Source organism: Pseudomonas sp. G5(2012) (genome assembly GCF_000408945.1).
In the GTDB taxonomy this organism is placed as follows: Bacteria; Pseudomonadota; Gammaproteobacteria; order Pseudomonadales; family Pseudomonadaceae; genus Aquipseudomonas; species Aquipseudomonas umsongensis.
Window position 1 is genome coordinate 1 of the sequence record NZ_APIO01000064.1, and the last position, 20,674, is coordinate 20,674.

Sequence of the window (20,674 nt, forward strand, 5' to 3'; positions counted from 1 at the left end):
TGTTCGACAAAACCGGCACCATTACCCGAGGAGAACCCAACGTAACCGATGTGATCTCGCTTGGGACCGCGATGGAAAACGAGGTCTTGATGCTCGCCGCCGCCGTGGAGTCCGGTTCAGAACATCCGCTCGGCGCAGCGATAGTGCGCGCCGCACGGCATCGCGGCATCAGCCTGCCGAAGGCGACCGGCATCAGTGGGATCGCCGGTCACGGCATCGAAGGCAGTATCGACAGTCGCAAAATCTGGCTGGGCAACCGACGTTTGTTCGCCCGCCAAGGCATTTCGACCGAGGCTGCCGAGGAGCACCTCATCGGCCTGGAAGCCGATGGCAAGACCGCGATGCTGGTCGGGGTCGACGACCGCTTGCTCGGGCTAATTGCTGTGGCCGATACCATAAAACCTGAAGCGGCTGAAGCCGTTGCGGCATTGCAGGCCAGCGCCATCAAGGTCGTGCTACTGAGCGGCGACAACCACCGGACTGCCGAAGCGGTCGCGCGGCAGGTCGGCATCGAGCGAGTGATTGCCGAGGTCTTGCCCGACGACAAGGCCGCAATGATCCGTCAATTGCAAAGCGAAGGGCAGGTCGTGGCCATGGTTGGCGACGGTGTCAACGATGCACCTGCCCTGGCCACCGCTGACATCGGCATCGCCATCGGCTCGGGTTCCGATGTCGCCAAGGAAACTGGCGGCATCATCCTGCTCAAGAACGATGTACGCGACGTGGTCACCGCGATCAAGCTGTCGCGCGCAACCATGGTCAAGATTAAACAGAACCTGTTCTGGGCATTCATCTACAACAGTATCGGCATTCCAATTGCGGCCTTTGGCCTGCTTAATCCCATCATCGCTGCCGCCGCTATGGCGCTCAGTTCCTTGTCGGTAATCGCCAACTCCGCGCTGCTGAAACGTGCCCGTATTGGCTTGAGTCAGGAGGTTACATAATGAATCGCGAAGTTCTGATTATCTGCCTCCTGGTGAGTGTTGTGGGCATCGCCACCGTGCTTTACCTGCTGGGGTTGACCGGAAAATCGTTTGTCATAGCAGCGATTTTCCTGCTGTGCCCGGTCGTGGTCGGGGTGCAACTTTTCCGAGGTGTCCGCCAATTCGACAAGGACATGGCCGGGGCCAATCGGCAACTGAAAAGGAAGAATCTGCCTTGATACTTTATGCGACTCACCACCCTGAATTTCCGACGCATTGGACACGTAAACCGATGCTCTGGCTCGCTATGCTCACACCTACGATAGCGCTTCAGCAAAATTGGAAGTGGCCTTGCGTCATGACCCTCTCTCCCGTTCCCTGCAAGGAGTGCCATCATGAATCAACATAACTTGCCCCAGCACCGCGCAAGGGGCACCCACTGGTACTTTTTAGGCTTCCTGGCCATCGCCGGCTATTTCCTGTTTGCCGAGCACAGGGCTCACGTCCTTCCCTATCTGCCATTCCTACTGTTACTGGCCTGTCCACTGATGCATTTTTTCATGCATCGTGGGCATGGCGGACATAAACACGGTGAGAGTAATGAACATGCCAATTGCTGTGGACATCAGCACACCAGCGCTCGCAATGGCCAAGAGGCGCACGATGGTCTACCCGATAATCAGACGAAATATCCCGATCGCCCTGCATGACGATTCAACGTCTGTGCGTAATGCCATGAAGCCAGGTGCGCAGAGCCAGGGCGTCGGCTTGAACGCCTGGTTAGATGCACAATACGAGGCGTGTCCACAGTTCGAAGATCGATTGATGACCAAGCCCGAACGTTTTAGATAACTGCGAGCACCCCACGAAACGCTTCGGCCTCCATCTCCACGAGACTGGAAGATGTACTGCCCTCATGCTCCAGCAGGAATCGTTTGACGAGATGAAATCCAAGAGAATAGCCCAACCATCTTGGGAGGTCAGATGCACCGAAGAACCACGCGTCGTGGCCATAATCCTTGCGACTCCAGTCGCTTGCCGCCATTGCGACATGGCGTCGAATGTCAGACACATCGAGGCGCTCCCATGGTTCAGGTAAACCACCACAGACTTCCTGTGCAAAGGCGCCCGCCAGTCCCTCCGAAACAAGCGCTTCACCTAAAGACGATCCATAACCTGGCCCATCCCATCGGGCGGCATGGTGAAGCTCATGTGCAAACATTCGTTCGAACGACGCTTCCTGGTTGGCTCTGAAAATGTCACTTGCAGGATCTACGGTCAAAAAGATAAGGCCTGGTTCCGGCGCATATCCCAGATGCCCCTTTTCTGGAATGACATGAGTGCCAGCTTTCACGATCACATCAAGTGGGCGCAACGGCATCAACGCACTTGCCTTTGCGTAGGTTGCTAACAGGCGGGTGTGAAGCCAATCACGGTGATCGATAAGCGCGCCGCGCGCGTCGATGAAATGGAAATTTATGGATGTCATTATCATGCCTCCTTGCATAAAGCCTTGGGTAACGCGATAAGTCGTCAACTAGATTGCGCTGATCAGCCCTGTTCCGACCGACCGAGTTGAGTTCGTTTATTGATCAGTACGAAAATGCGTGACCGTTCCAAACATTAACACTTAGCACCCTTCGCTTCTGCCTACGTTTTGCGCCGGAGAAACTTCATGACTATCGACTGGCTCAACTTCACCCCCTGGTCATCCCTCGCGGGCGGCGCTTTGATCGGCTTGGCGGCCAGTCTGTTCGTGGTCGCCAACGGGCGTATTGCAGGCATCAGCGGTCTGATCGGCAGTCTTTTACAGCGTAGATGCGAGGGGGTGAGTGAGAAAGCACTGTTTCTCCTGGGCCTGCTCATCGCGCCGCTGCTATGGGGCTTGTTCGCCACGCTGCCGCGAATTGAGTTTCACAGCGGCTGGTTCGGACTGATTGTTGCCGGTGCATTGGTGGGCATCGGCACACGGTACGGTTCCGGTTGCACCAGTGGCCATGGAGTGTGCGGCATATCGCGCCTGTCGCGGCGATCGATGGTTGCCACTGCGTGCTTCATGTTCAGTGGTTTCGCCACGGTGTATGTCTTGCGTCATCTGCTGGGGGGCTGAACATGATCAAACTGAGCGCATTCATTGCCGGCTTGCTGTTCGGCTTCGGCCTTCTGTTGGCAGGCATGGCCAACCCGGGAAAAGTATTGGCTTTCCTGGATCTGACCGGTGCCTGGGATCCTTCCCTGGCGCTGGTCATGGTTGGCGCGATTGGCGTCGCCGTTGCCCCCCTGACCTGGGCACGCCGACAATCCAGCTCGCTGCTGGGACGGCCAATGCAGCTACCGGTCAAGCGTGAACTGGACCCACGCCTGATTGGCGGCAGCCTGTTATTCGGCATTGGTTGGGGAATCGCCGGGATCTGTCCAGGTCCTGCTGTAGTCATACTGCTGACCGGGCACTGGCAAGCCATCGTATTCATGTTAGCCATGCTGGCTGGCATGCTGTTGTTCACTGCGCTGGAATCCCGGCGCAGCCATTGATCGGTTGGCTGCCATGAACGGGCGGTGGCGCGACCACTGCTGCAGCGTTGGCCGGCGGGAAGATGCGTTCGCCATAGAACCCCTTCGGTATCTGATAAATATCAAGGTTGTTTTTGACAGCCCTGTTAACTAGCGAAGGGTCACAGGCGATCGTCATGCTGAAATCCGTCATGTTGGCGAATGCGGGCTAACGCAAATTCCGCAATCGGTTAACTCAGAATTGGGTTCAGCTCACCCCCACCCAAGGCAGCTAAACATGAAAAATAGCAAACTGGCCGTGCTTTTCTTCGTCACATCCCTAACCCCCGCATGGGCCCTCGCAGCCGAGCCATCTCAACCGACCCAGACGCAGCAACAAACGCCAAATGTTGCCGAGTTCGATAAACAGATGGCTCAGGCGCAAGACACCTTCAAGAAGATGCAGGCACAGATGGAGAAAATCCAGCAAACCCAGGATCCCCAGCAACGGCAAAAGCTCCTTCAGGAGCATTGGGAAACGATGCAACATGGGATGAGCATGATGAATGGCATGTGGGGGCCGGGAATGATGGGCAAAAAACACATGATGGGTGGCGACCACATGATGGGTGCTGGCCACACGATGGGCTGGCACGACTACTCAAACCTGACCCCGGAGCAAAAGAGTCAACGCCAGTACATGATGGAAAGGTACACCGGGATGCAACAGATGATGATGGATCACATGATGTGGCATCAAAACTACATGCAGGGGCAGCCGCCAGCCAAGCCCGGCCAATAAGAACAGCGCAATTACCGCTGTACCGTCGAACCACTGCATCTCGGTTACCTCGGCCCTGAGCGGTTCGACGGCAGCAACCTCTGGGGTTACGACAAAGCGGGCAGGACGACTGGGCGTGAACAGGCAGTTGCCCTTCCCGTCTTTCGCCGGACTGTCGAAAAAGCAACATGAAGTGAATCTAAACGTCGATCAAGCGAGGTGCCTGGTGCGAATCGATGATTGGAATCATGCCAGATGCCTGATTGTCCGCGATCCACTTCCTGGCCAGCTCCACGTCAAAGTGCCAGCCGTGGGCTTTTATCAGCACAAGCGCCGCACCGGTGATTCGATAATGCCCGCACTTCGGACAGGCCCTCTCCAGATAATCTTCATCAGCATCAATTGCCGTTGCAGGCCCGTTGCAAATCAAGCAAGTCATGAGCTTCACCTGTTTGGCTGATTGCTCAAATGTAGCTGAACTCAACACCTGATCCTCACGGCGTCTGTAGTTCATTTTAGGCTACGCCTTGCGTTCAAATGTTCGCCTTGGGGACTGGCTGATGGATGAATGAGTTCCAGGCCTCACAAACATCGCGATGCCTCTGAACGGCCAGATCCCAATCGACTCCCGCCGTGTCTCGTGATGAAACCAGCAGCATCATGCTTGTAGTTGAAGCATCCAACTCAAGCAGCAGCTCCGCTCAACTTGCTCTGGCTCAGCTACAAGGAGCCGTAAATTCAGGCAACCTTTAATGAGTCGACATGCACTCTCCCATAAGCCATCAGCTGAAGATACTCTCGCCATTTTTGGAAGGCTTGCTGCTGCCTGGTGGAGGCCGCGATCCACTCTGCGCCACCGATTAGCTCGACCGAGATGGCCATCATCTGCTCAATAGCAAGATCAAGTTCATTTGCGAGCTCACGCCCATTCGGCAAATCGAGGATTAGCGGTCGCATAAGGAACCTTTCTTTTTTTGGGCTACTTAATCGACTTGCCAATTGGCTGATCGTGCGTGAGCCCTGACGAACGGTTAACTCCCCCCTGTTCAACCCAATGCCGACCGCCGTGCGCGGCGTGGAGCATTCAATGAAAAAGAACTCATTAAGATGGCTCGAGGGCTGTCTCGGAAGAACTTGGCAGGGGTCAGCAGTCGAACTTACGTTTCAAAACTGGAACGGGGTCAAAGAGCCCGACTTGACTTGCCTAGTTCCAGCCAAGCCAGGCCCTTAGGTGGCCGGGATAGCTCCGTGCAGGGTCGCAGCTGTCGGCCAAAAGGGGCCAAAAGTGACCTTTTAAAATCAAGTCGACAAGGCAACCCGCCCTATCCCGGCAAACTCGACTTCCACTTGCACCCCGGCCGATGCCCAGTAAATACCGGTCCAGCTACCACAAGCCACCAGGTCACCGGCTCGCAAAGGGTTGCCCAATGCCGCAGCGTGACGCGCCAACCACGGCAGCGAACTCAGCGGCTCACCGAATGGATGGCTGCCAACGCCGACGAACTCAGGCTTCCCGTCTACCCGCAACACCGCCTGTTGTCTTGACCAATCCGGCATTTCCCCCAGCGTTTGCGGTGCACCGAGTACCAGCGCGCGGTTGAGTTGCTGGTCGGCCAGCCGAAGCAGTGGCGCGGCCTGAGCGCCCTGCAGCCAGCGCGTACCACACAGTTCGATGCCCGGCATCCAGACATCGACCGCCGCACGTGCCATGGCCAGATCCGTGTGCTGGTCGAGGTCGCGCAACAGGCGCACGATCAGCTCTCCCTCGATCCCGAAACCAAAGGCATCGCCCGGCGGAACCTGCCAACCGCAGGGGTGTATCGCCATTGCCGGTACCCCGGCGGCGCTGATCAGCCATCCCGGTGCGCCGCCCAGTTTCCAGGCCGCTGGCGGCCCGTCGGCGAACCAGCCGAGGGCATCCGCGACCTGATGCTGCACGGCATAGGCTTGGGCTTCGTTAGCCAGTTCCATGGTTGGCAACGGTTGCTGGCGCCCCTCACGCCAACCACGAATCAGGGTGGCGGCGACCTGCGCGACCGCACTCACAATGGCAACTCAGTCTTGCGACGGCGCACTTGCGCCGGCGCCGGGCGCTCGCACGGCAGAAACCGGCCCCGACCCGCCTCACCGCGTGGCTCGCCGTCCCAGACCACCTCACCGCGAGACAGGGTCATGGCCGGCCAGGCGCTCAGCGTCATGCCGGCGTAAGGCGTGTAATCGACGTTGTGGTGCAGCATTTCGTTGCACAGGTGCACCGACTCTCCTTCGTTCCAGATCACCAGGTCGGCATCGGCACCGATAGCGATGCTGCCCTTGCGTGGATACAACCCATACATCTTGGCGGCATTAGTGGAGGTCAGCGCAACAAAGCTTTGCGGGGTAATGCGCCCACTGCGCACGCCTTCGGACCAGAGCAATGCCATGCGGGTTTCGACACCGGGAATGCCGTTGGCGATCTGGTCGAACGACACTTCTTCACCGTGAGCCTTCTTGCCATCAGGGCCATCGAAGCGAAAGGGTGCGTGGTCTGACGAGAAAATCTCGAACGAACCGTTCTCCAGGCCATCCCAGATCACCTGCTGGTTGGCGGCATCGCGCGGCGGCGGGCTGCAGACGCACTTGGCACCTTCGAAGCTGTCGTCACACCCCAGCGAGGCGGCGGTCAGGAACAGGTACTGCGGGCAGGTTTCGGCGTACACCTTCAACCCCTGACTCTGGGCCCAGCGAATCTGCTCCACGGCCTCGCGACCCGACACATGCACGATCAGGATCGGCACATCCACCAGCTCGGCAAGGGCGATGGCGCGATGGGTCGCTTCGCGCTCCACCAGCATCGGCCGCGACGCGGCGTGATAGCGCGGCGCAGTCAGCCCGGCCGCCAGTAGCCGCTCGGTCAGCCAGGCGATGCAATCGCTGTTCTCGGCGTGGAGCATCACCATGGCGCCCTCGCGGCGCGCGACCGACAACGTCTCGAGAATCTCCCGGTCGCCCAGTTTCAGCGCATCATAGGTCATGTAGATCTTGAACGATGTATAGCCCTCAGCAATCAAGGCCGGCAGTTCTTCACGCAGCACCTGCGGGGTGGGATCGGTGACGATCAGGTGGAAGGCATAATCGATCACCGGCTTGTTCCCCGCCCGACGATGGTAGTCATCGACGGCAGAACGCAAGCTTTCGCCCTTCTGCTGACAGGCGAACGGGATGACGGTGGTGGTGCCACCGCAGGCCGCCGAGACCGTGCCGCTGAAAAAGTCGTCGGCCATCACCGAGCCGTCGCCGGTCGGCTGGTCGAGGTGCACGTGGCTGTCGATGCCACCGGGGGTGACATGCCGGCCTGCCGCGTCGATTTCCTGGTGACCTGGCGGCAGGTCCAGGCCAAGGGAGACGATGCGCCCATCCCGAATGCCGATATCGCTGGTAAACGTGTCCGCGGCGGTTACCACGCGGGCGTTGCGAATCACCGTATCGAAAAATTGCATATCAGGCCGCCTTGAAATGACTGTGGTTGAGCGAGCGTGATTGACACGCAATCAACCGCGCTCAAGCCAGGCACGGGCGATCTCTTCCCGCGTGGCAAACCAGACACCACCGTGTTGCCTGGCATACTCGATGAATTGCTTGATCGCCCTTACCCGCCCGGGACGGCCTACCATGCGCGGGTGCAGCCCGATCGACATCATCCGTGGCCCTTCAGCGGATTCCTCATACAGGACTTCAAAGCTTTCTTTCATGTACTCGAAAAAGTCCGATGCCTGGGAAAGCCCTGGAGAATTCCAGTAGCGGAAATCGTTCACATCAGCGGTGTAAGGCACCACGAGGTGCCGCTTGCCCTCGACCTCGACGAAGTAGGGAACATCGTCGTTGTAGGCATCGGAATCGTAAAGAAAACCGCCCTCCTCGGCGACCAGGCGCCGTGTGTTGACGCTGGCGCCATAGCGGCAATACCAACCAACAGGACGCTTGCCACAGGTGCGCTCGAAGGACTCGATGGCCAAGCGCATGTGTTCACGTTCCTGCTCTTCAGTCAGGCGAAACACCTCTTCCCAGCGATACCCGTGACTGCAAATTTCGTGACCACCGGCCACTGCAGCGCGAGCAACATCGGGATTCTGCTCAAAGGCGACAGCGCAGGCATGAAACGTTGCTCTTACCGATTGCTGATCGAGAATATCCAGAATCCGCCAGATCCCCACGCGCGAGCCGTACTCATACATGGACTCCATCGCCAGATTGCGTGTGCCGTCGGGTATTGAATAGCTACCCCATTCGGTCATGGACTCCTGGTCCGGGTCGCCCATGGCGAGCGAGCGTTCGGAGCCTTCTTCGTAGTTGATCACCAGGCTGATGGCCAATCGTGCGCCATTCGGCCAGGTGCCTTGCGGGCGTTTTCTACCGTAACCCACTAAATCGCGTGCAGGTGAAACCATCGGGATCGTCTCCTGAAGTGACTGGTTAAAAAGTACGTAGCGAAGGTAGCGACTTAGCAGTCGATCTCTTTCAGTCGGTCATGACTGAAAGTGCTATCCGATTGCCACTCGCTAAAGGCCAGCCCCATGGCCAGGGATTGCGCAATACAGAACGACGCGGTAAGCGAACGAAAGCCCAGCAGTTCAGCGTCGTTAACCTCAATCACGGTATCGGCCATCTGCCCGATGGGGCTCAGAACGCTGTCAGTGATCGCCACCAGCGTCACGCCAGCCTGGCGCGCCTGGCGACAAGCCTCAATGGTGTCATTGGCGTACGGCGGAAAGCTCACAGCTATCAATAAATCATCATCGGCAATGGCGCTGACCTGCTCAGGCAAGGTGCCGCCAGCACCGCTGATGTGCACGGTTCTACGGCCCACACGACTCAATGCGTAGCTCAGATATGCCGCCACCGGAAAGGCGCGACGCATGCCGATAACGAAGGTGGTTCGCGCCACTTGCAGATGAGCGATGGCCGCTTCGATATTCGCCTGCTCCCCCCCTTCAGCCAGGTGTTCCAGGGAAACGATATTGGCCTGACTGAATTCGCGCAAAATCGCGCCGACGTCACTCGGGTCCTCCAGCAACGTCTCACCGCCGTAGTGTCGAATGCGCTCACTGCGTTCGCTTTGGGAGTCGGCAGCCTGTTGCAGCGGTGCACGGAACAGCCGCTGCAAATCCTTGAAACCTGCAAAGCCAAGGGCCTGAGCCAGCCGGATATAAGCGGTGGGCGCGATACTCGAACGCTTACCCAGTTCGGCTACCGTGTTGAGTGCGATCTCATGCGGGTTGTCGATCAGGAATCGGGCAGCATCGCGCAAGCGACCGGTCAGGTGTTCGTGCTGTGCCGCTATACAGTCACGCAGCTCTGCAAGGGTTTCAGGTAAGGCCATGATGAAGGCTCGTCAAATTAGAAGGGTGTAGGCCTGTCAACGCAACGCATCGATTGCTTGATCCAGCGCAGTGATGAGACGGTCGACTTCTTCCAGCGTGTTGTAATGCGCCAACGACACACGCACTACCCCGCCAAACCGATCAAGCCTAAGGGCTTCGATAAGCCGTCGCGCATAGAAGTCACCAAAGCGAATGCCGATCCGGTGCTCATCGACCCTGCGCACAATGGCCTCCGACTGACCCCCCTCAACCACGAAACTGATCGTAGGTACCCGATTGCGGATATGTGCCTTGCCAATAATGCGAACGCCCTCGCGCTGGCGCAAAAACGCTAGCAAGCGCTCGGCAAGCAAATCTTCCTGCACCTCGAAGGCATCGAACGCTGCCTGCATGCACTTGCGCTCGCTGCCTTGGGCGCCAAGACGGGTGCTGATGTCGAGCAGGTAGTCGGTGATACCGATGCAACCGAATGACAACTCGTAGTTGACGTTGCCCGGCTGCAATTTGTAAGGCACCACGTCCTGGCCGATGAAAAAGTGGTTCAGGCTCGGCAGCTCAAGCAACAAATGACGACGCCCCCAGAGCACGGCAAAGTGCGGGCCGAACGTTTTATAGAAGCTGTAGACGTAGAAATCGGCACCGCTGGCCTGCACATCCACCAGTCGGTGTGGCGCATAAGCGACGGCGTCCACGCACAACCTGGCGCCCACTGCATGGACACGCCGCGCCACTTCGGCAACCGGATTGACTGAACCAAGAATATTCGAGGTGTGGGTCATCGCCACATAGCGGGTGTTGTCATTCAACAAAACCTGCAGGTCATCCAGCTCGAGTTCACAACTGTCGGGATTGACTTGCCACACACGCAAGGTCGCGCCACGGCTTTCGCACAACTTGACCCATGGACCGATGTTCGCTTCGTGATCGCAATTGGTGACGATGATTTCATCGCCTGGGACGATTGACGGGGCGATGGCGCGACACAGGATTTGCAACAAGTGGGTGGTCGATCCGCCCATGATCACTTCTTCGGGATGCTCGGCGTTGATCAATTGCATGACCGAGTGACGTGCCTGCATCACTCGCTCGCCAGCGTCGACGGAAGCCTGGTAGGACGCGCCCAATTGCACACTGTTGTTGAGCAGGTAATCGCTGACCCTTTGCGCCACGGAGCTCAGCACCATCGAACCACCGGCGTTATCCATGTAGGCAAAGCCACCGGCCAGACCTGGAAATTGCTTGCGAACGTAATCGATATCGAGAGGATTCACTCTACTTTCTCCAGCCGGATTCAGTGATGCAGGATGGCCTGCAGGAACGCTTGTGTGCGTGTTTCCTTAGGTGCGGTAAAAAACGGTTCAGGGATGTTCTGCTCAACAATGCGTCCGCTTTCCATGAAAATGACTCGATCGGCGACCCGACGGGCAAAGCCCATTTCATGAGTGACCACGACCATCGTGACACCGGAGCGAGCGAGGTTTTGCATGACATCGAGCACCTCGCCAACCATTTCCGGGTCCAGCGCAGAAGTCGGTTCATCGAACAGAATCGCCCGAGGTTCCATAGCCATGGTGCGGGCGATTGCCACACGCTGCTGTTGGCCGCCAGACAATTGGCTAGGGTATTTGTGCGCATGATCGGCCATGCCGACCTTGACCAATAATTCCTTGGCCCGGGCATGAGCATCACGCCGACTCAACCCCCGCACCCGAATCGGCGCCAGCGACACATTGTCGAGAACACTGAGGTGCGGATAGAGGTTGAAACTTTGAAACACCATGCCGACTTCGCTGCGGATGGCGGCCAGTCGGGGTCCGTTTTCGACCCGCTCACCTGCCACACGGATATGGCCTTGCTGATAGTCTTCAAGCAGATTGATGCAGCGGATCAAGGTCGATTTCCCCGAGCCGGACGGGCCAAGAATGACCACCACTTCACCTTCTTCAACCTGCAGGTTGATATCACTCAACGCTTTGAAGCTGCCGTAGTACTTGTCTAGCTTTTCGATGTCGATCAATGTGCTCATGCGGTTTTTCCTCCCGAGGCATTACGGCGCTCAACCCAGCTGACCATTTGCACCAACGGCAACAGCAGCAACAGGTACAGCAAGGCAGCCCCTACCAGCGGTGTCGGGTTGGCAGCCAACGCCTGCGCCTGGGTTGCCTGTTTCAACAAGTCAGGCATTGCGACCACCGAGGCAAGCGCCGTGTCTTTCATGACGTTGATGCAATTGCTCGTCATGGGCGGCATTACGATGCGTATGGCCTGGGGTAAAACGACGTCGCGCATGGTGTTGAAAAAGCTCATGCCTTGAGATGCCGAGGCTTCAAACTGGCCACGGGGAATGGCCTCGATACCCGACCGAAAAATCTCCGCGCTGTAAGCGCAGGACACAAGCGAGAGCGCACTGGCAGCGGCCGCAAAAGACGACAGTCGGATACCCACAAAAGGCAGTGCGTAATAGATCAGTACCAGCAAAACCAGCAATGGAATGGAGCGCATGATATCGATGTAGATACGTGCCAGCGCCCGAACGGGTGCGTAGGAATACAACCTCAACAGCGCCAGCAACAGCCCACCCACGAGGCCCAGGGCAATACTTACCACTCCAAGCAGAATTGTGACGCCCAGACCACGCATCATCAGCGGAAGTGACTCGATGAGCACATTCCAATTAAAAAATGTCTGCAAAAGATCCATGGGATACCTCGGTCAATACAAGTGGCGAACGGGCGTCGCCACTTTCATGCAACAGCAGCAAGGCTTACTTGAGAACAGCGGTCACTTGCAGAGTGCTCGAGTCTTTAGCCGCGTCGGTGCCGAACCATTCTTTGTGGATCTTTCCGAGTGTGCCGTCTTCTTTCATCTTGCTGATGATGTCGTTGACCTGATCGCTCATCGCCCAGCCTTTGGCGTGCATCAGCGAATAGCGCTCACCGGTGGGAATGCGAGCGACGATGGTGTATTGCGGCTTGTCCTTGATGTAATAGAGCACCGCGGGAATGTCGCTGAGGTAGCCATCGATGCGCCCGGAAGCCAAATCAAGCATGGCCGGCGATAGCCCCTCATAACGCGAGACGTCGGCGAACTTGTACTCGTCCATGTGTTGGCCAATCCACATGTCACCGGTCGAACCCGTATCGACGCCAACGACCTTATTGTTCATATCAGCCAGGCTCTTGACCTTGGACGTGGTCAGCGCAGTAAGGGACTGATCGCTGTCGAAATAAGGCTGTGCGAAGGCAACTGACTCGAGGCGTTTAGGGGTGATGGTGATGGAGGAGATAGCGATCTCGACACGCTTGGATTGCACGGCACTGAACAGGCCATTGAATGGAATATTGACGAACTCGACGCTTTTCCCGGCGCGCTTGGCCACCTCTTTTACAACATCGACCTCGAAGCCGACGAACTCCCCTTTGGCGTCCTGGAACTCCCAAGGCACGTTGCCAACGTTAGCTCCTACCGTCCAGTCAGCTGACCAGGCCGGCAGTGCAACGGCGGCGGTCATGAATAATCCCAACATCACTTTCGCTTTCATGTTTGCTCCCGATTGTTTGTTTTTTTAGGTGCTAACAGCGGTTGATCTCGTGCAACGTGGGATCGAGAGTAAATCAGTGGATTATTTATTTCAACAAATCGTTAATGTGAATTTTTTACTCCATCGCTGCCTTCAGTTTTCTCAAGCGTCACGTCCAAAGGGCCAGTTCGGTCAGAACCGACCAAGGTGGCCACGCTCACCAGACCTCGCGGAAGACAGAGGACTCCGGGCTCAGATTTCAACATCTGGCGGCAATCGCCTATCATCCAGCAAGGCCGTGGTCGCAATCACACCTGTACATCTGCTTCATTCCCCGACTAAGCCTGTCCAAGCGAGAGGGGTTGCTGTCGAAATCAACACTTCACGACTAAAAACAGTTGATAACAATTTGCTGAAATTATAGTTATTTCACAAACTAATACTTCCAAGCACAATTACAAAACATTCCAATCTGCGCGACACTCAAACTACAAAACCATTACTTCGAATCGCTATAGAAAATCCAACAATCCTTCACATCCCGCCTATCTACACTTACGCATACCCAAACTCGAAAACACTAAGAGCACCAACTTTACGCCATCAGCGAAAATTCTTGGCGACCCGATACCACCTATCGGTAAACGGGCAAGGGCATCCATTAACACATTGCGTACCAGTGATTTCCATACATAATCATCCAGCGACATGAAACACATCTAATCATGCATTTTCATATCAACCAGAAGGTGATCACATGGCACACTGGAAGCCGAGTGCAGCAAATGATCTGATGGCGTTCGCTGCAAACCATAACTTAAATGCAACTGTTGGAGCCTTTCAACTCACTGTGGATACATGGGCAGACAATCTCCCAGGATTCGCTCACCGCGTGTTTCCTTTCGGTCAATATCGAGCGGAGGTCACCGGGAACGCGGGTCAGGTCGATAAAATTGAATTTGATTTATAATTTTTAGATTTCCGACAACAATCGGTCGATGAACGAAGGATACGAGGTGATCACATGGCACACTGGACCCCCACTGCAGCTAATGATCTGATGGCGTTTGCCGCTAATCACGGCCTGACCCCCCTAGTAGGCGCCTTTCAAAACATGGTGGATAACTGGGCAAACGCGCTTCCCGGACATGCAAATGCCTCATTTCCATTTGGAAACTATCAAGCGGAGGTCGCTGGGGATACCGGGCAAGTACTCAGAATTCAATTTGATATGTAAATTTGTTTCTTCAGGAATGAAGGTTACGATTGATCCAGACGTCCAATCCGTAACCTTTCAAAGAAGACTCACATTACCCTGATTAAAAAATTCCTGCACATAATCGCCGGATGCAATGTCTTCCTCATGGATTTCCAGCAGGCGCAAGCCTCCAAAACTGACCGCTGTAATCTTCCTTTGTATCGCCCATGAAACCAGGGAAGAAAATATCAGGATTATTGTACGTATCCAGAATCTTCAAATCGCCAAGCGTTGCATTTGCAAGACGAAACCAGCCACTTTCATCGGTTTTTAGGCAACGCCACCAATAACTCTTCGCTACCGCCCCACCCGGCCCCTGCATCACGCGTTCCACTTGCGCCTTATTATCGAGTAAGAATATTGCCGGCTGGCCGGTATCGTTTCTTATGCGACTTTCAATACCCCACCAACCTTTTCCATATCGATGAAATCGCCATTGCTGGGACCCTGCTTCGTCATAATTGACCTGATCATTTTGTTGAGCACGGGGTTTCATGATGGTCTTGGCATTGTGTTGCGGGACCGTGGACACCTGCCCTGGACGTTGGGCCGTGAAAACATAGCCTTTGTCGGATAAAAACGAGTTGGTCATCAAGTACCATTTATTTTCATCGAGTGGACAATTTTCATAATAATTCGCCCCGGACAAATAGCTGTCCTGTGCAGGCATATCGGCAAGAAACTGGCGGGCACGCTGAGAGATCTCGTCCCAGGCATTGACGCCGACTTCGAGGTCCAGGTCGTACAATTGAGGAACTCCGGCGGTTCCCGCGGGCAAAGCAACGGTTTTGCGTAGATAAGCCAGATTCGAGGTCAACATATTCCACCGGCCTACCATTGTCCCCATTGCCAACCCCACATCCTCCATTTTGGGACCAATGTTTACCCAGCTTGAATCAGGCGGGTTGTTTTTCCTGTACTGGCCGATGACCGTATCGCTCGCATTTTTGAATGCCATTGACTGTTGATTCACCTGCTGGCTGAGTTCGTTCAAGGTGGTCAACTTTTTGCTCACATTATCGGCTGCCTGATCGAATTCGCTGCGCGCGGCACCGGTGTTACTCGACAGATTGGCAACCGCGGTTTGTAATCGCAACAGAAGCGGTTTCATTTCGCCCGAGGCCAGTTCCGTCGCCAACGCCTGCAACTTCGAAAAGGTCGTCGAGCCCCATACCTGGCAACGGGAACGAAGTTCGTTGTATCCCCCCAGTTGGCTCAGGCGATCATTGAGGGTCGCTTTTACCCCCGGCTCATCCAGGCACACCAGAAATGCAAATTGATTGATGTTCGACCACATTGCCACGGGCAGGGCGAACAGTTGACTGGCTTGCCCCGGGGAAAAATCAACGGCGGCGTTTTCCGCCGCTGCGTGGCGGGACACCTCCGATGCCAACCCCACAGTCACCAAGAGTGACAACATGATTGATCTGAGGGTCGAGTTGCGTCGATGCATGATAATTCTCCCGCTGAACCCGTGAATCGTCCTGGTAAACCAGGCGACTCACAGGCTCATGCCTTTACATGCAAGCCAAAGGATTGGCTGAGTCTTGACTATGTTTGCGGTAACTTCTGTTCTTCAAAATGCGCCACCAGGTACGAACTTTTGCTGACCTCGTAATAGTTCTGCCCATTGTGCGGCTTGGTTTCTCCGTCGATGCACCAGCCCGTATGCACATAGTTGCCATAACGTTCTGGCACGCTGACCCGCATTTTCTGCATGTCCTGGAAAACGCCAACGTAGTTACCAAGCCCACCGGAGCAATCACTCATGTCTTTGAGGTTGGTCGTGATTGGAATGGCCAGCGCTGGCAGGGTGCTCACACAGATGATTTTCTGGCCTTTCGGCACCTCGCCAGCCTCTGACGTAATCTGCAGCCGTATCTCCTCCAGCTCGATTCTGCATTCCGGTGGACTGATTTCGACGGTCAGTTCAAAGTCTGAAAACACACCTGGACGAAACTCCGAGAGCGTAATACCTGCACCGGCCGCATCACTGTTCAGAAACTGTGTCAACAGGTTCTCCTGCCTGTCCAGGGTGGGCTGCCACAAGGCCTTGCCCTGAAGAATGCCGATCTCGTTTGCGATCACCCAACCCTCATCGGCGGTCTGGCCCCCCCTCGTGTTGAAAACCACCCTGGATTGTTGTCCCCGATCCTCTTCACGACCGCCCTCGGGTTCAAAAGCAAACAATTTGCCCTGTGAGCGCACCACCGATTTGCCGCAGTGGCTGACCTTGAACGTGACAGAGTCGGGAAACGCCTTGCCCAGTTTCCTGCATTGGACCTTCACCACCTTGATGTTGCCGATACGTTGTTTCTCGCTGGTCTCATCGATCTGACGCAGCCGCGTCAGCGACAGTGGAATGGTGTTTTCGACAATAGATTCCCTGATTCTGCCGTTTAGCTCATGCAGCTGCTCCCTGGCTAACGTCACGATCTTCGGCGCTTCCTTCAACAGGCGTCCGGAACCTGAAGCTAATTGACTTGCCAGGCGTTTACCCATATCCCGCAAGGGTTTTTCGTACACAATCGTCAGGAGTTCAAAATCGTCCTGCGTCAGCATGCTGTCCTTGAAGGAGACGGGTTTGTTGAGCAGTGCCTGGAGTTTCTTTTGTTCATCCTCGCCGAGATTATCGATCCCGGTAATCTGGTCAGACGGTTCGAGCACATTCTGCAAACTCTCAAAGAGCTTCTGCGCCCCCTCATCCAGCTTGCCCCACGGCTCGACGGTGTAATATTCATAAGCCTTGACGACGTAGTAGAGGAACTGCATGAGGGTTTGATGCGCCTCGTGACTGATCGACTGCACGTAAGCGATCGCCGCGGGGTCCAGGGCATCCCGACTGCCGCCCAGCTGACTGCCGAGAACGTTGATCGCCAGCAGGTTGTTGGATATCTGATTGCTTTGTTGACCAAGACTGGTTTTCAGCGCCAGCAGTTGGGTAGCCAAAGCCGTTTTGCGCAGGTTCAGTACCGCCAATTGATTGGTGACGTCCTGAAACTCCTTGTCGTTGAGCATCAGTTTTGCCAGCGTTTTATCCCAGGCGCTGTTCAACTGTGATCGTGACACCATCAATTCGTTGACGGTTTTACCGATGGATTCCACGCCGGCAGCTATTTTTTTAACTTGTTCAATGCCCTTTTTCACTTTCGCGGCATTGTCCTTTTTCGCCTTCTCAACCAATACCTGCGACTCTTTCAGGGCGATCTCCTTTTTCTTGATGTCGCCCTCGACCCTGGTGACCTCACCGGACTGGCTGTTGTAATCAACCGTGTTTTTATCCAGCTCCTTCTTCTGCTGCTCCTCAAATGACTTGAAGCCTTTCAGAAGCTGCTCCTCTTCCTCCTTCTTGCGCTGTCCACGGCCGTACAACAACAGGTCACGTTTTTTATTCAGCAGCTCTTTTTCCTTTTTCACCAACTCGTCGTGTGCTTTCTTCTTCTCATCGTAGGCACCTTGCAAATCGTCTTTTTTCTTCGACGCAGCGTCGGCCTTGTCCTTCAGTTGATTGATGTCCTTTTTCGCATCCAGCAGGGCGTCATCCATCCCCTTTGCAGACTGCTCCACAAAATTGTCAGAGTTGGATGTCACGAAATCATTGACGCCGCTTTTCAGCTTGCCGAAGGCACTGTCCGTGAAGCCTCCCTCCTTGACGAAATCACCGGCCACATCGAAGACGGTTCCGACCGCGCCTGCAGCCATCTGATAGGGCTCGGGAAGCGGAATCGCTTTAGCCACCGCCGCGAAGATCTTGAAAGACGCCGAGATGATCGCCATCTTTTCGGCCTCACCCGTCAGGTAATCCGCGTCGTCGCGCAATCTTCTTTCTATTTGCTCCAGAGGCTTGAGGAGCTTTTCCTCTATCTCGACATTAAGTTGCCGCAATGCCTGGATGGTCGTGATGACATCCGCCCGAGTGGTGATCAACGCTTTCTGTGTGGTGTCTGTGTTCTTTGTCAGAAGCCCCAGAAGATTCTGCACGGCTGCCTGACGATCCTCCTTGGCCTGCCAGGCCTTTTGCAGGTAGTAGGCGGTGTAAATCTCCCCTATGGAGGACCTCAAGAGGCTCTGATAGATTTTCACCGCACTTTCCAGCGACAACATGGGCACCCAGCCTGGAGGATTGCCAAAGTAGTCGACATTTTGAATCGCCTGCTCCACCAGGCTCGACACTTCATCTTCCAATTGCAAAAAGGCATCGTCTTTGTCTGTTATTGGAAGCGCCTGCAGCACTTCCAGGTAAGGGCTGAGGAATTCGCGAGCCAGATCGGTATTGCCGCTGGCGAGCGCATTTTTGGCAAACTGCACGGCGGTTTTCAGGTTGATGGTCGTCAGCCAGGGACTTACCCGCGCCTGCTCGATCGCCGTGCAGCTACCGGCAGTGCCTGCTGGCTCCCGAGGTTCAGGACCAGCAGGGCCATCCGGGCCTGCTGTTGCCTGATGTTTTTCAATGGTCGGCACAAGCTCGACCTTGCCGTTTACTTCTTTGTTCTCAAAAAGAAACCAGTAGGCCGTGTCCGGAGTTCCTCCCCACCCGCCTTTGGTTGAGGTCATCCGGGTACCGGACATGCCTCCAGACAGATCGGTATAGGACGCCACTTGATCGGGCAGCGTGCTGCAAAGATTACCCCCGGCGCCTCCAGTGCCTGGTCTGCCCGGTATCGGTCCTTTACCGCCCATACCTGGGCCGTCCTTGGAGCCTGCACTGTCAATGAGTCGGCCATCGACTTTCAGCTCTGCGTAGACGATGCCCCGGGACTGATCGAGCGCTGTCGCCGGTTGATAGTCCTTGTATTGACTCCATTGCGGCGCCGCCACCGGCGAACCGCCTACCTTGCGATTGGTATAGCTGAACAGGCCATCCCACTGCTCCTTGGTGATACAAACCAGATGGCGTTGGGTGAAGGAAAACGCCAGATCGCCTTCATCGGGGTCCTGCCCCTTGCCTCCCACCGCACGCAAGTGCCTTGTCGATTCTTCCTCAGTGGTGGCGAAGCGTTGTACGTACAGAAAGATATCGCCGGCCTTGGCGCCATCCAGCCCGTCCTTGGAGAGTGTGCCTCGATACTCGGTCGCGACGGGCTCGGTATCGAGGCAGGCGTCAGCGCCCTCGAAGTAAAGCTCGCGGCAATAGATGAAAACATCGGTCTGGGGGAAATGAACCCTGGTTTTTATCACCAGCGTATCGGCATGAATACACAGCTCCTGAATGTCCTTCTGGCCAGCATAGGTTTTCAGGAACCCGCTGCGGTCCAACTCGTCCAGTTCGATTTCGACACCGGAAAGGGTGACGCGCCGCACCGGACGCGCCCACCCATTCAACGCCTTCACATCGATCGTTTGCGCACCGTGGCGAATGTATTTGATCTCTTGCGGTTTGGGAGGCTGCGTTTTGGTCTTGACGATTTCGTACGAAGGCGCCTGGTTTTTCAGATCAGTTGCGCGCCTGATTTCCTTCATCTTGCGCTGGCGCTCCTGCACCGAGGCCTGCCGATTGAGCAAGCGAGCGTAGGCTTGCGCACATTCCAGTCCCCCAGGGACGACCGCCGCAAGGCTTGCGGCCAGCGCCTTGCTCTCCTGTGCCAGGTCCTGCCACTCGGCGTTCTGCGGGGGCGAGTCCTTTGCACACCGCTGGATGAAATCGAGCATTGCATTGGCTTTCTCGCGCAGCACCGACGCTTGCTCCGGCGTGTATGAAAGGTTCAATGAGGGTGTGACAAGGACGGTGGCCATCTGAAATGCCGAAACGGCCATGAGCCAGAGCGGCGAGCCGTTTTCAAACCATTTACCCAGCAGGGCCGGGGGGACTACAACCTTGGTCTTTTGCGCCGCATGATCGTATTTGATCCAGACCCCGAGCGCCTTCCCAAGGGCAACAGGCACTTGCTCCGGCTTGCCCATCAGCGCCGCGACCTGGAAGTTTCCGGCCACCCGGGTGGCGAACAACAACAGACTTGCACCGAAGGCGCTGTTGAAATCCAGATGCAGCGTGGCCGGCTCAGGGACCTCGACCGTACGCGCCACGATGATCAGCGCTATGTTCTTCAAGGTCATGCTCAGCGTCTTGGGCACGTAGACCGTGTCGGCGAAGATGGAGATGGTCAATGGCTTGTTGTCGGCTGCCGCCAGTCTCTGTGCAACATCCGCTTGCAGGTCGATACACAGGTCCCTGAAGACCCATTTATCCGAGGATGTATTCACCTCCCGCGTGTAGCGGATGTTCTCTCTGCGAGCAGGGAAAATGCCTTTCCATGCGGGTGTGTTGCGCGCGTCATCAAACGCCGTTTGCCATACGTTCATTGCTGCGATTCCTGTCATGAAAACGCGGGAGAGCACGGGCAA

22 protein-coding genes are annotated in these 20,674 nt (G+C 56.0%); 8 read left to right on the plus strand and 14 right to left on the minus strand.

Going from position 1 to position 20,674, the window contains the following annotated elements; genetic code table 11:
- The 3 genes from PG5_RS20285 to PG5_RS33720 all read left to right on the plus strand — a co-directional run.
- A partial coding sequence (locus PG5_RS20285) for an HAD-IC family P-type ATPase (protein WP_042955571.1) occupies nt 1-944 on the plus strand: 944 nt, incomplete at its 5' end.
- Entirely contained in the window at nt 944-1,162 is a 219-nt protein-coding gene (locus PG5_RS20290; protein WP_020798990.1) for a hypothetical protein, read from the plus strand. The genes PG5_RS20285 and PG5_RS20290, both read left to right, overlap by 1 nt.
- 156 nt (nt 1,163-1,318) lie before the next feature.
- Nucleotides 1,319-1,633 (plus strand): DUF2933 domain-containing protein, encoded by a 315-nt coding sequence (locus PG5_RS33720; protein ID WP_080725277.1) that lies wholly within the window; start codon nt 1,319-1,321, stop codon nt 1,631-1,633.
- Nucleotides 1,634-1,767: 134 nt separating this feature from the next.
- On the opposite strand, the gene PG5_RS20300 is transcribed toward PG5_RS33720, so the two are convergent.
- Nucleotides 1,768-2,412, minus strand: coding sequence for a DUF2268 domain-containing putative Zn-dependent protease (locus PG5_RS20300; RefSeq protein ID WP_020798992.1), 645 nt, complete (start codon nt 2,410-2,412; stop codon nt 1,768-1,770).
- A 186-nt stretch (nt 2,413-2,598) separates the two neighbouring features.
- Between PG5_RS20300 and PG5_RS20305 the strand changes: the two genes are divergently transcribed.
- Nucleotides 2,599-3,033 (plus strand): YeeE/YedE family protein, encoded by a 435-nt coding sequence (locus PG5_RS20305; RefSeq protein WP_020798993.1) that lies wholly within the window; start codon nt 2,599-2,601, stop codon nt 3,031-3,033.
- 2 nt (nt 3,034-3,035) lie between these two features.
- The gene (locus PG5_RS20310) at nt 3,036-3,455 is read left to right on the plus strand and encodes a DUF6691 family protein (RefSeq protein ID WP_020798994.1); all 420 of its coding nucleotides are present in this window, start codon (nt 3,036-3,038) and stop codon (nt 3,453-3,455) included.
- On the opposite strand, the gene PG5_RS34255 is transcribed toward PG5_RS20310, so the two are convergent.
- Nucleotides 3,424-3,612 carry a hypothetical protein gene (locus PG5_RS34255; RefSeq protein ID WP_020798995.1) on the minus strand — a complete coding sequence of 63 codons (189 nt, stop codon included), beginning with the start codon at nt 3,610-3,612 and terminating at the stop codon, nt 3,424-3,426. The two genes, PG5_RS20310 and PG5_RS34255, sit on opposite strands and share 32 nt — an antisense overlap.
- Nucleotides 3,613-3,711: 99 nt before the next feature.
- On the opposite strand from PG5_RS34255, the gene PG5_RS20315 reads away from it, so the two are divergent.
- Entirely contained in the window at nt 3,712-4,215 is a 504-nt protein-coding gene (locus tag PG5_RS20315; RefSeq protein WP_020798996.1) for a hypothetical protein, read from the plus strand.
- Between the two features lie 178 nt (nt 4,216-4,393).
- Here the strand turns inward: PG5_RS20315 and PG5_RS20320 are convergent, their stop codons facing one another.
- The 10 genes from PG5_RS20320 to PG5_RS20365 form a co-directional block, all read right to left on the minus strand.
- Nucleotides 4,394-4,708, minus strand: a complete 315-nt coding sequence (locus PG5_RS20320; RefSeq protein ID WP_020798997.1) for a hypothetical protein — start codon at nt 4,706-4,708, stop codon at nt 4,394-4,396.
- Nucleotides 4,709-4,932: 224 nt separating this feature from the next.
- Nucleotides 4,933-5,151, minus strand: a complete 219-nt coding sequence (locus PG5_RS20325; protein ID WP_020798998.1) for a hypothetical protein — start codon at nt 5,149-5,151, stop codon at nt 4,933-4,935.
- A gap of 342 nt (nt 5,152-5,493) precedes the next feature.
- The gene (locus PG5_RS20330; RefSeq protein WP_020798999.1) at nt 5,494-6,240 is read right to left on the minus strand and encodes a fumarylacetoacetate hydrolase family protein; all 747 of its coding nucleotides are present in this window, start codon (nt 6,238-6,240) and stop codon (nt 5,494-5,496) included.
- Complete coding sequence (hydA, locus tag PG5_RS20335; RefSeq protein WP_020799000.1) at nt 6,237-7,673, minus strand: dihydropyrimidinase; 1,437 nt, start codon at nt 7,671-7,673, stop codon at nt 6,237-6,239. Before hydA ends, PG5_RS20330 begins: the two co-directional genes overlap by 4 nt.
- Nucleotides 7,674-7,724: 51 nt before the next feature.
- Nucleotides 7,725-8,621 carry an allantoinase PuuE gene (locus PG5_RS20340; protein ID WP_020799001.1) on the minus strand — a complete coding sequence of 299 codons (897 nt, stop codon included), beginning with the start codon at nt 8,619-8,621 and terminating at the stop codon, nt 7,725-7,727.
- A gap of 53 nt (nt 8,622-8,674) precedes the next feature.
- Nucleotides 8,675-9,553 (minus strand): MurR/RpiR family transcriptional regulator, encoded by an 879-nt coding sequence (locus PG5_RS20345; protein WP_020799002.1) that lies wholly within the window; start codon nt 9,551-9,553, stop codon nt 8,675-8,677.
- A 36-nt stretch (nt 9,554-9,589) separates the two neighbouring features.
- Nucleotides 9,590-10,825: a cysteine desulfurase-like protein gene (locus PG5_RS20350; RefSeq protein WP_020799003.1), complete on the minus strand. Its 1,236-nt coding sequence runs from the start codon at nt 10,823-10,825 to the stop codon at nt 9,590-9,592.
- A gap of 20 nt (nt 10,826-10,845) precedes the next feature.
- Nucleotides 10,846-11,580 carry an amino acid ABC transporter ATP-binding protein gene (locus PG5_RS20355; RefSeq protein ID WP_020799004.1) on the minus strand — a complete coding sequence of 245 codons (735 nt, stop codon included), beginning with the start codon at nt 11,578-11,580 and terminating at the stop codon, nt 10,846-10,848.
- Entirely contained in the window at nt 11,577-12,254 is a 678-nt protein-coding gene (locus PG5_RS20360; protein ID WP_020799005.1) for an amino acid ABC transporter permease, read from the minus strand. The genes PG5_RS20355 and PG5_RS20360 overlap by 4 nt, the downstream gene beginning before the upstream one ends.
- A gap of 64 nt (nt 12,255-12,318) precedes the next feature.
- A complete protein-coding gene (locus PG5_RS20365; RefSeq protein ID WP_020799006.1) occupies nt 12,319-13,095 on the minus strand; it encodes a transporter substrate-binding domain-containing protein in 777 nt (258 codons plus the stop codon).
- Nucleotides 13,096-13,831: 736 nt separating this feature from the next.
- Between PG5_RS20365 and PG5_RS20370 the strand changes: the two genes are divergently transcribed.
- Together PG5_RS20370 and PG5_RS20375 are read left to right on the plus strand one after the other, a co-directional pair.
- Complete coding sequence (locus PG5_RS20370) at nt 13,832-14,044, plus strand: hypothetical protein (protein WP_033040881.1); 213 nt, start codon at nt 13,832-13,834, stop codon at nt 14,042-14,044.
- 54 nt (nt 14,045-14,098) lie between these two features.
- Nucleotides 14,099-14,311 carry a hypothetical protein gene (locus tag PG5_RS20375; protein ID WP_033045751.1) on the plus strand — a complete coding sequence of 71 codons (213 nt, stop codon included), beginning with the start codon at nt 14,099-14,101 and terminating at the stop codon, nt 14,309-14,311.
- 124 nt (nt 14,312-14,435) lie between these two features.
- Here the strand turns inward: PG5_RS20375 and PG5_RS20380 are convergent, their stop codons facing one another.
- Both PG5_RS20380 and PG5_RS20385 read right to left on the minus strand, forming a co-directional pair.
- Nucleotides 14,436-15,785 (minus strand): hypothetical protein, encoded by a 1,350-nt coding sequence (locus PG5_RS20380; protein ID WP_020799007.1) that lies wholly within the window; start codon nt 15,783-15,785, stop codon nt 14,436-14,438.
- A 98-nt stretch (nt 15,786-15,883) separates the two neighbouring features.
- The gene (locus tag PG5_RS20385) at nt 15,884-20,632 is read right to left on the minus strand and encodes a hypothetical protein (RefSeq protein ID WP_020799008.1); all 4,749 of its coding nucleotides are present in this window, start codon (nt 20,630-20,632) and stop codon (nt 15,884-15,886) included.
- Between the last annotated feature and the right edge of the window lie 42 nt (nt 20,633-20,674).